The organism is Burkholderia sp. Se-20378, assembly GCF_017104665.1.
Classification (GTDB): Bacteria; Pseudomonadota; Gammaproteobacteria; order Burkholderiales; family Burkholderiaceae; genus Burkholderia; species Burkholderia lata.
Genome location: NZ_JAAGPG010000294.1, coordinates 1 through 10,126, shown reverse-complemented (window position 1 = coordinate 10,126; position 10,126 = coordinate 1). Strand labels below are relative to the sequence as shown.

The following is a 10,126-nucleotide window of genomic DNA, read 5'->3' as shown; positions in this document are numbered from 1 at the left end:
CCTGCGCCGGCGTACGACGAACACGCACCGATCGTGCTCGACGCGTTCATGCCGGCGGCGCCCGCTGTTCATGCTCCGGTTGCAGATACGGGCGCCGTGACGTTCGACGCCGCCGCGCCGCGCGCGCTGTCGAATACCGGCATCGACGATGCCTTCTCGCATCACGCCGATGACGAAATCCGGCACGCCGACAATGCCCCTGCCGCGCCGGCGTCGGGAATCACGCCCGCGCCGTCGTTCGACGCGCCCATCGACCTCGCGCCGTGGGAAGACCTCGCCAGCCAGCCGGTTTCCGCGTTTGACGCGTCCGCCTGGAACCCGGTCGCCGAGTCATCGACGGATGTGACGGGATCGGAGCCGGCCCACGCCGCCTTCGCGCAACCGAGGACCGAGGCGGTTCACGACGTCGCTGCGAGCAACCCGCCCGCATCGTTCGATACGGACGACAAGTACACGGCTCAACCGGCTGCTGCAATCGATCACACGGCATCGGCCCGCGTGCCGCAAGGCATCGACGATGCGCACGCCGACGTGAAGCCCGCCGGGAACATCGCGCCGTTCGCGGCCCTCCCCTCTTCACCGGTCGTTGAGACGACATCGCGCCCAAGCACCGAAACCAGGCCGTTTGCAGCAGCGTCGACACCGGCCGCATCGAGTGCCGCACTGGAAGCAGCCAAGTCGGACACGATGGAACCTGCAGCGCCGCTGACGGCCATCGCTCAGGGCGCCGCACCGGCGGCGGCATGGACGTGGACGCCTTCGACGGTGCAACCGGCCACGACGAATACGCCCGTCACCGCGGAATTGCCGAAATCGCCGGTTGCCGCTCAACCGTTTGCCGCCGCGCAAACGGCGTCAGCTAGCGCTACGCCGCCGAGCGTCGGCACCGTCCACGGTTCGGCCGCGCAAGCGCCTGCATTCGAATCGGGCATTGCGCCCGTCACCGTAACTGCCTCGTCGGATGGTGCGATCGCCACGGCATCCGGTTCGCTTGCTCAACCGGCTGCGTCGATCGCGGCCGTTGCCTCCATCGCACCGGCATCTCCGATGGGCATGACCGGCACTGCGTCGACCTCGATTTCGCAGTCGGCTGCTTCGGCATCGAACACTGCATCCGTCGCGCCGGCATCCCCGATCAACGTGACCGGCGCTACGTCGACCTTGCTTTCGCAACCAGCCGCTTCGACATCGACCACTGCTCCCGTCGCGCCGGCATCCCCGATCGGCGTGACCGACGCTACGTCGACCTCGCTTTCGCAGCCGGCCGCTTCGGCATCGACCGCTGCTCCCGTCGCGCCGGCATCCCCGCTCGGCGTGACCAGCACAGCGTCGGCTCCGCTTTCGCAGCCGGCCGCTTCGGCATCGACCATTGCATCCGCCGCGTCGGCCGCGCCGGTTAGCGTTGCGGGCACGACTTACGGTTCGTTCCCCCGCGCATCGACGCCCGCATCGTCCATTGCGCCTGCCGTGACGCCGCCGACAGCCGACACGTCGGCTTCGACCTCCGGTTCGACCGCGCCGGCGAGCGCTACCACGATGGCCGCGAATGTCGCGTCAGGCTCGATCACCGCACCGAGTTCCGCGCCCGCCCCGACGCTTCAAGCCAACCCTGCAACTTCGTCGACGGGCACGACATTCGGCATCTCCGGCGCAGTCGCACCGCAGCCGGCTACAAGCCTGCCCGTACCAACGGCCGCTTCCGACACGGCTGCAACGTCATCAGCAGCAATCGCACCGATCGCCACGGCGGCAGCAACGCCAGCACAACCGATCGCCAGCTCGCCCGTCGTTCCGACCGGCTCTCTGACGTCCTTCGGCGTAGCCACCGCGACGCTCACTCCGTCGATCGCTTCCGCACCTGCAGCAGTCGAAGCCACGACGTTCGCCACTCCGCCTGCCTCGGCCTCATCGCCGGCAAGCTGGTCCGTGTCGAATGTCTCCGCAGCGCCGACAGCCCCATCGGCCACGGCTCAGCAACCCGCAGCAACGATCCCCGGCGCAAACCTGTCCGCACCGGCGATCCCCACTGCCCCGCCGGCCGAAGCAATCACCACCACGGCAACCGAACCGGCCGCACCAGCCGCAGCCGGCTCCCCAGCCCCCGCCCCCCCCGCACGCCCACCGCGCCCGAACGCGTTCGAATTCCACGCACCCGCGTCGTTCAGCGTCGAACTGCCGACGCTCGACCTGCTCGAGCCGCCCTCCGGCGACATCGAAACGATCACCGACGAACACCTCGCGCAGACGGCGCAGGTGATCGAACAGCGGCTGCAGGAATTCAAGGTGCCGGTGACGGTGGTCGGCGCGTCGGCCGGCCCCGTGATCACGCGCTTCGAGATCGAACCCGCGCTCGGCGTGCGCGGCAGCCAGATCGTCGGGCTGATGAAGGATCTGTCGCGCGGCCTCGGCCTCACGTCGATCCGCGTCGTCGAGACGATTCCCGGCAAGACCTGCATGGGCCTCGAACTGCCGAACGCGAAGCGCCAGATGATCCGCCTGTCGGAAATTCTCGAGTCGCGCCAGTATCAGCACTCGGCCTCGCAGCTGACGATCGCGATGGGCAAGGACATCACCGGCCACCCGGTCGTCACTGATCTCGCGAAGGCGCCGCACATGCTCGTCGCAGGCACGACGGGCTCGGGCAAGTCGGTCGCGATCAACGCGATGATCCTGTCGCTGCTGTACAAGGCGACGCCCGAGGACGTGCGGCTGATCATGATCGACCCGAAGATGCTGGAGCTGTCGGTCTACGAAGGCATCCCGCACCTGCTCGCGCCGGTCGTCACCGACATGAAGCTCGCGGCGAACGCGCTGAACTGGTGCGTCGGCGAGATGGAGAAACGCTACCGGCTGATGTCGGCCGTCGGCGTGCGCAACCTCGCGGGCTTCAACCAGAAGATCCGCGATGCCGAGGCGAAGGAAAAGAAGATCGGCAACCCGTTCTCGCTGACGCCGGAGGATCCGGAGCCGCTGTCGACGCTGCCGCTGATCGTCGTCGTGATCGACGAGCTGGCCGACCTGATGATGGTCGCCGGCAAGAAGATCGAAGAGCTGATCGCGCGCCTCGCGCAAAAGGCGCGCGCGGCCGGCATCCACCTGATTCTCGCGACGCAGCGTCCGTCGGTCGACGTGATCACGGGCCTGATCAAGGCGAACATCCCGACGCGCGTCGCGTTCCAGGTGTCGTCGAAGATCGACTCGCGCACGATTCTCGACCAGATGGGCGCCGAATCGCTGCTCGGGATGGGCGACATGCTGTTCCTGCCGCCAGGCACCGGTTATCCGCAGCGCGTGCACGGCGCGTTCGTCGCCGACGAGGAAGTGCACCGGGTCGTCGAGTACCTGAAGCAGTTCGGCGAGCCGCAGTACGAGGAAGGGATTCTCGACGGCCCGGCCGCCGACGGCGCGACGCAGGACCTGTTCGGCGATGCGCCGGACGCGGAGGCCGATCCGCTGTACGACGAAGCCGTCGCGTTCGTCGTACGCACGCGGCGCGCGTCGATCTCGTCGGTGCAGCGGCAGTTGCGCATCGGCTACAACCGCGCCGCACGCCTCGTCGAGCAGATGGAGGCGGCCGGGCTCGTGTCGCCGATGGGCGTCAACGGCAGCCGCGAGGTGCTCGTGCCGGCCTCGGCCGACTGAGCGCGGCGGCCGGTCGGCCGCCGGCAACCGACACGGGCGCACCGGGAAACCGGCCGCCCGAAAAAAAAGGGCGCTGCATCGGCAGCGCCCTTTTTCCTTTACTGCACCGGCACCAGCTTGAAGTCGACCGGCTTGCCGACCGCCACCTTCTGCGGATTCGGGCCGAGCTGCCCCGTTTCGACATTGCGGCTGAACACGTAGAACGTATCGCTGTCCTGGTTGCCGACGATCAGCCACTTGCCGGTCGGATCGATCAGGAACTCGCGCGGCGTCTTGCCGAGGCTCGACTGGCGGCCGACCTGCTTCAACCGGCCGTCGGCCTGGTTCACCGCGTAGATCACCAGGTCGTTCGCGTCGCCGCGGTTGCTCACGTACAGGAAGCGGCCGTCCGGCGCCAGGTGGATCGCGCCGCCACCGACCTTGCCCTTGAAGCCCGGCGCGGTCATCGACACGGTTTCGACCGGCGTCAGCTTGCCGTCGTGATAGCCGAACACCTCGACCGACGCGTTGAGTTCGCTCGTCACGTATGCGTACCGGCCGTCGGCGCTGAACACCATGTGACGCGGGCCCGAGCCCGCCTTCACCGGCGTGTAGCGCGTCTCGGTCGGGCTGATGAGCCCGCGGCTGCCATCCACCGTGTAGCGGTAGCCGTAGATCTTGTCCGCGCCGAGATCCTGCACGAACAGGTAACGGCCGTCGGGCGAAAACACCGTCGAATGCACGTGCGCACCATCCTGGCGGCCCTTCACGGGCCCCGTGCCTTCATGGTGCACGGTCAGCGCGGCCTGGCCGACCGCACCGTCGTCGCGCAGCGGAAACACCGCGAAGCTGCCGCCCGGATCCTTCGCGACCGAGTAATTGGCGGTCACGAGGTACTTGCCGTCCGGCGACAGCGCGAGATAGCAAGGATCGTTCCCTTCCGACGACACGCGGTCGATGAAGCTCAGCGCGCCCGTCTTCGCGTCGAAGCGGAATGCGCTGACGCCGCCGCGCTGCGTCGCCGGCCCGTCGTCGCCGGGCAGTTCGTTGACCGCGTAGACGGTGCGACCGTCGCGGCTCGGCAACAGGTACGACGGATTCACGGTCTTCGCCGACGACACGGGCGCGACGCTGCCGGTTTTCGTATCGAAGCGGTAAACATAGATGCCGTCGCTGCCGCCACCCGTATAGGTGCCGACGAGCAGGTTGTAGACGCCGTCGGCCGGGGCGGGCGATTGCTGCGCAAATGCGTGGGTCGCGGAAAGAGAGAGCACGATCGCGAAACCTTTCATCCAGTGAGCGAGCCTAAGCGGGAACCCTCGTGTCGAAGCGCGTGCGTCACGCTCGCGTAAACGGTTGGGCATTGAATCCTCCTTGCATCGAGTCGCTTCAAGTGTTGAGATAGGACGAAACGCCGGCCGTTCATGCGCTCCGCCGCCCGGCCGAGTATACGGGGCGCGGCGCCAGCGCGTGAAGCCTTGGCCGTCGCCGTCCGCATTGTGAACTCGAATACCCAAGGATCGCCTGCCCATGCCTGCCCTGATCGAAGACTACGCCCTCGTCGGCGACGGCCACACCGCCGCGCTGATCGCTAAAGACGGCTCCGTCGACTGGCTGTGCTGGCCCCGCTTCGATTCGGGCGCCTGCTTCGCGGCGCTTCTCGGCACCCCCGAGCACGGCCGCTGGCTGCTCGCACCGGCCGCCGACGCCGCGATCACGCACACGACGCGCCGCTATCGCGGCGACACGCTGATTCTCGAAACCGACTACGAAAGCGCCGACGGCGCCGTCACCGTGGTCGACTTCATGCCGCCCGGCAACGGCTGGTCCGAGCTGGTGCGGATCGTCGTCGGCCGTCACGGCACGATGAAGATGCGCATGGAACTGGTGTTGCGCTTCGACTACGGCTTCTCGATCCCGTGGGTCACGCAGCTGACCCGCGAGGACGGCATGAAGGCGATCGCGGGGCCGGACACCGTCGTGCTGCGCACACCGGTGCCGCTCACCGGCGAAAACCTTCATACGCTCGCGGAATTCACGGTGAGCGCCGACGAGCGCGTGCCGTTCTCGCTGAGCTACGCGGCATCGCACCTGCGGCTGCCGCCCGCGCGCGATCCGCTGTCGATGCTCGCGCGCACCGAGAACTACTGGCTCGAATGGTCGGGCCGCTGCCAGGTGCAGGGCCGCTACGCGGCCGCCGTGCGCCGTTCGCTGATCACGCTGAAGGCGCTCGCGTACGAGCCGACCGGCGGCATCGTCGCGGCGCCGACCACGTCGCTGCCCGAGAAGATCGGCGGCAACCGCAACTGGGACTACCGCTATTGCTGGCTGCGCGACGCGACGATCACGCTGCTCGCGCTGATGCGCGGCGGCTATTACGACGAGGCGCGCGCGTGGCGCACGTGGCTGGGCCGCGTGATGGCCGGCTCGCCCGAACAGATCCAGATCATGTACGGGATCGCCGGCGAGCGCCGGCTGCCGGAAATGGAGCTCGACTGGCTGCCCGGCTACCAGGACTCGAAGCCGGTGCGCGTCGGCAACGGCGCCGCGAACCAGCTCCAGCTCGACGTGTTCGGCGAGGTGATGGCCGCGCTGCACCTCGCACGGGTGGGCGGCCTGCAGGCCGACGACACGGTCTGGTCCGTGCAGTGCGCGCTGCTCGACCATCTCGATAAGATCTGGCAGGAACCCGACGAAGGCATCTGGGAAACGCGCGGCGGCCGCCGCCACTTCACGTTCTCGAAGGTGATGGCGTGGGTCGCGTTCGACCGCGCGATCAAGTCGGCGGAGATGTTCCGGCTGCCGGGCTCGCTCGACCGCTGGCGCGCGCTGCGCGACCAGATCCACGCCGACGTATGCACCAACGCGTGGCACGAAAGCAAACAGGCGTTTGCACAGAGCTACGGCAGCGACGAACTCGACGCCAGCGTGCTGCTGATGCCGCTGCTCGGCTTCCTGCCGCCGGAGGATCCGCGCATCGTCGGCACGGTCGAGGCGATCGAGCGGGAATTGCTGCACGACGGGCTCGTGATGCGCTACCGCACGACCGACTACGACGACGGCCTGCCGCCCGGCGAAGGCACGTTTCTCGCCTGCAGCTTCTGGCTGGTCGACAACTATGCGCTGCTGGGCCGGATCGACGACGCGCACCGGCTGTTCAGCCGGCTGCTCGCGCTGTCGAACGACCTCGGGCTGCTCGCGGAGGAGTACGACCCGGTGGCCGGGCGGCTCGTCGGCAACTTCCCGCAAGCGTTCTCGCACGTGGCGCTCGTGCATACCGCGATGAACCTGATGCACCACGAGGACGCGATGGCGCGCGCAGCCGGCCAGCCCGCACCGGCCGTGGCGACGGGACGCTGAACGGGGGCGCGAGCGGCTTGGTCAGAGAACGTCAAATCGCAAAACTTTGATGAAAAATCGGGGAAATGTTGCATTGCACCACCCATCGTTGTCCGATATGATCGTCGCGATTGTCCGGCTGCAGTGCAACATGGCCGGTCGCTGACCCACACGGCACGCCGCGACGCCCCACGCCGCCCTTGCGCACCGTCCCCCACGCGGGAGTAGTCTGCATGCTTTACCAACTGCACGAATTCCAGCGCGCCATGCTGAGCCCGCTGACGGCCTGGGCCCAGGCCGCGTCCAAATCGTTCGCCAATCCGTCCAGCCCGTTCTCGCTGATGCCGGGCGCGACGCGGATGGCCGCCGCGTACGAACTGATGTACCGGCTCGGCAAGGATTACGAGAAGCCCGAGTTCAACATTCATCAGATCGTCAAGGACGGCCACAACATCCCGATCGTCGAGCAGACGATCGTCGAGAAGCCGTTCTGCCGGCTGCTGCGTTTCAAGCGCTATTCGGACGACGCCGACGCCGTCACGCAACTGAAGGACGAGCCGGTCGTGCTGGTCTGCGCGCCGCTGTCGGGCCACCACTCGACGCTGCTGCGCGACACCGTGCGCACGCTGCTGCAGGATCACAAGGTCTACATCACCGACTGGATCGACGCGCGGATGGTGCCGATCGAGACCGGTGCGTTCCACCTGCACGACTACATCGCGTACATCCAGGAGTTCATCCGCCACATCGGCGCGCGCAACCTGCACGTGATCTCGGTGTGCCAGCCGACGGTGCCGGTGCTCGCGGCGATCTCGCTGATGGCGAGCCGTGGCGAGGACACGCCGCTCACGATGACGATGATGGGCGGCCCGATCGATGCGCGCCGCAGCCCGACGTCGGTGAATTCGCTTGCCACGCAGCACTCGACCGCGTGGTTCGAGAACAACGTGATCCACACGGTGCCGGCGAACTACCCGGGTGAAGGCCGCCAGGTGTATCCGGGCTTCCTGCAGCACACGGGCTTCGTCGCGATGAACCCGGAACGCCACGCGCAATCGCACTGGGATTTCTACCAGAGCCTGCTGCGCGGCGACGAGGACGACGCCGAAGCGCACCGCCGCTTCTACGACGAGTACAACGCGGTGCTCGACATGGCCGCCGAGTATTACCTCGAGACGATCCGCGTCGTGTTCCAGGAATTCCGCCTGGCCGAAGGCACGTGGGATGTCGAAGGCGAGCGCGTACGTCCGCAGGACATCCAGCACACCGCGCTGATGACGATCGAGGGCGAACTCGACGATATCTCCGGCAGCGGCCAGACGCACGTCGCGCACGAGCTGTGCACGGGCATCCCGCAGGACCAGCGTCGCAGCCTGACCGCCGAGAAGTGCGGTCACTACGGGATTTTCTCGGGCCGCCGCTGGCGCACCATCATCTATCCGCAACTACGCGACTTCATACGCGAGCATGCACCGGAGCCGAAGCACGGCGCGACGAAGGATGTCCCGGAAGCACCGGCGGCCACGACGCTCGCAGCCGTGCCGGCCGGCGACGCACCGGCCGAAACGTCGCGCGCCGCCGCGGCGAAGCGCACGCGCGCGAAGGCGCCGGCGAAGGCCGCCGCCCCCGCCAAGGCCGCACCGGCCGCGAAACGCACTGCCGCCGGCAGCCCGCGCGCAAAGGCCGTGCGCACGCGCAAGGCCGCCTGACGCACTGCGTTCCGACGCAAAAACGCCGCCGTTGCCTGCGCACGGCGGCGTTTTTACATCGGGCGGCCGCTTCGGCGCGGTCGGCGCATCAACGCATCAGCGCCGCAGCAGATACGCGAGCAGCACTTCGGTGTTCATCCGGACCATCTCGGCACGCTCGTCGGCGTCGGTGAAATCGCGGCCGAGCGTCGCGGCGAGCGTGAAGCGGTTCGACACGATGTAGTAGCCGAGCCCCGACAGCGTCACGTAGAAGCGCAGCGGATCGACGTCGGTGCGGAACAGCCCGGCCTTCTGGCCGCGCGTCAGCACGTTGCCGAGCTTCGCGACGATCGGCGACATCATCTCGCGGATCCGCGTCGACTTGTGCAGGTAGCGCGCTTCGTGCAGGTTCTCGTTGTTGATGAGCCTGAGCAGTTCCGGATGGTCGCGGTAGTAGTCCCAAACGAAATGCGCGAGCCGCGTGACGGCTTCGACCGGCGCGACGCCGTCGAGATCGAGCTCGCGCTCGGCCTCGGTCAACGCGGAGAACGCGTGTTCGAGCACGGCCGTGAACAACTGCTCCTTGCTGCCGAAGTAGTAATAGAGCATGCGCTCGTTGGTTTCGGCCCGGCGCGCGATCTGGTCGACGCGTGCGCCGAACAGCCCTCCACTCGCGAACTCTTCGGCTGCCGCCATCAGGATGCGGCGGCGCGTACCTTCAGGATCTCTTTTGATTTTTGGCTGATTCATGGTGGCGTTTTGCTATGTGAGCCGCTTGATCCGGACCGGCACCCCCACCGCCTTGGCGCCGGCCGCCCTGGAACGGGCGCGCCGCGGGCGGCCGCCCTCCTGCTGAGCCCCTGCAAAAAAGCGGTTCGATTATGCGCACAGACGGCGTCCAGCGCAATGCGGGAAATCGGCGATAATCGAGCTTTGGCAAACCTTTCCGACCGCGTCCGACGCGGCCGAGAGCCATTCGGCGCCGCTGCGCCCGTTGTCACCGTGACCGATTCCAAAACACTCGCAGATCGCATCGAAGATCTGCTTCCCCAGACGCAATGCACGAAGTGCGGCTATAACGGCTGCCGCCCGTACGCCGAGGCGATCGCCGCCGGCGACGCGAACTACAACCAGTGCCCGCCCGGCGGCGCCGAAGGCATCGCGCGCCTGTCGAGCCTGCTCGGCAAACCGGTGATTCCGCTGAACCCCGTCAACGGCAGCGAGCATCCGCGCGCGGTCGCCTTCATCGACGAAAGCCTGTGCATCGGCTGCACGCTGTGCATGCAGGCGTGCCCGGTCGACGCGATCGTCGGCGCGCCGAAGCAGATGCACACGATCATCGAATCGCTGTGCACCGGCTGCGACCTGTGCGTGCCGCCCTGCCCGGTCGACTGCATCGCGATGCTGCCGGTGACCGGCGAACGCACCGGCTGGGACGCGTGGTCGCAGGAACAGGCCGATGCCGCGCGCGAACGCCA

At 67.7% G+C, this 10,126-nt stretch carries 6 protein-coding genes; 4 read left to right on the top strand and 2 right to left on the bottom strand.

Going from position 1 to position 10,126, the window contains the following annotated elements; all coding sequences use genetic code 11:
• Window positions 1-3,642: DNA translocase FtsK (locus tag G3N93_RS25575; RefSeq protein ID WP_206134220.1), on the top strand; the 3,642-nt coding region annotated here is incomplete at its 5' end.
• Between the two features lie 98 nt (window positions 3,643-3,740).
• Here the strand turns inward: G3N93_RS25575 and G3N93_RS25570 are convergent.
• The gene (locus tag G3N93_RS25570) at window positions 3,741-4,985 is read right to left on the bottom strand and encodes a lactonase family protein (RefSeq protein ID WP_206124116.1); all 1,245 of its coding nucleotides are present in this window, start codon (window positions 4,983-4,985) and stop codon (window positions 3,741-3,743) included.
• Window positions 4,986-5,151: 166 nt separating this feature from the next.
• On the opposite strand from G3N93_RS25570, the gene G3N93_RS25565 reads away from it, so the two are divergent.
• Together G3N93_RS25565 and G3N93_RS25560 are read left to right on the top strand one after the other, a co-directional pair.
• Window positions 5,152-6,981, top strand: coding sequence for a glycoside hydrolase family 15 protein (locus G3N93_RS25565; protein WP_206134219.1), 1,830 nt, complete (start codon window positions 5,152-5,154; stop codon window positions 6,979-6,981).
• A gap of 212 nt (window positions 6,982-7,193) precedes the next feature.
• Window positions 7,194-8,669: a polyhydroxyalkanoate depolymerase gene (locus tag G3N93_RS25560; RefSeq protein ID WP_206134218.1), complete on the top strand. Its 1,476-nt coding sequence runs from the start codon at window positions 7,194-7,196 to the stop codon at window positions 8,667-8,669.
• 96 nt (window positions 8,670-8,765) lie between these two features.
• Here the strand turns inward: G3N93_RS25560 and G3N93_RS25555 are convergent, their stop codons facing one another.
• The gene (locus G3N93_RS25555) at window positions 8,766-9,398 is read right to left on the bottom strand and encodes a TetR family transcriptional regulator (RefSeq protein ID WP_039370405.1); all 633 of its coding nucleotides are present in this window, start codon (window positions 9,396-9,398) and stop codon (window positions 8,766-8,768) included.
• A gap of 156 nt (window positions 9,399-9,554) precedes the next feature.
• Here G3N93_RS25555 and rsxB point away from each other — a divergent pair.
• Window positions 9,555-10,126: electron transport complex subunit RsxB (rsxB, locus tag G3N93_RS25550; RefSeq protein WP_206134221.1), on the top strand; the 572-nt coding region annotated here is incomplete at its 3' end.

Excerpts from the sequence above, each read along its gene's own strand:
- G3N93_RS25565 (WP_206134219.1), top strand. The coding sequence starts at position 5,152 with ATGCCTGCCCTGATCGAAGACTACGCCCTCGTCGGCGACGGCCACACC.
- G3N93_RS25570 (WP_206124116.1), bottom strand. The coding sequence starts at position 4,985 with ATGCCCAACCGTTTACGCGAGCGTGACGCACGCGCTTCGACACGAGGG.
- G3N93_RS25560 (WP_206134218.1), top strand. The coding sequence starts at position 7,194 with ATGCTTTACCAACTGCACGAATTCCAGCGCGCCATGCTGAGCCCGCTG.
- G3N93_RS25555 (WP_039370405.1), bottom strand. The coding sequence starts at position 9,398 with ATGAATCAGCCAAAAATCAAAAGAGATCCTGAAGGTACGCGCCGCCGC.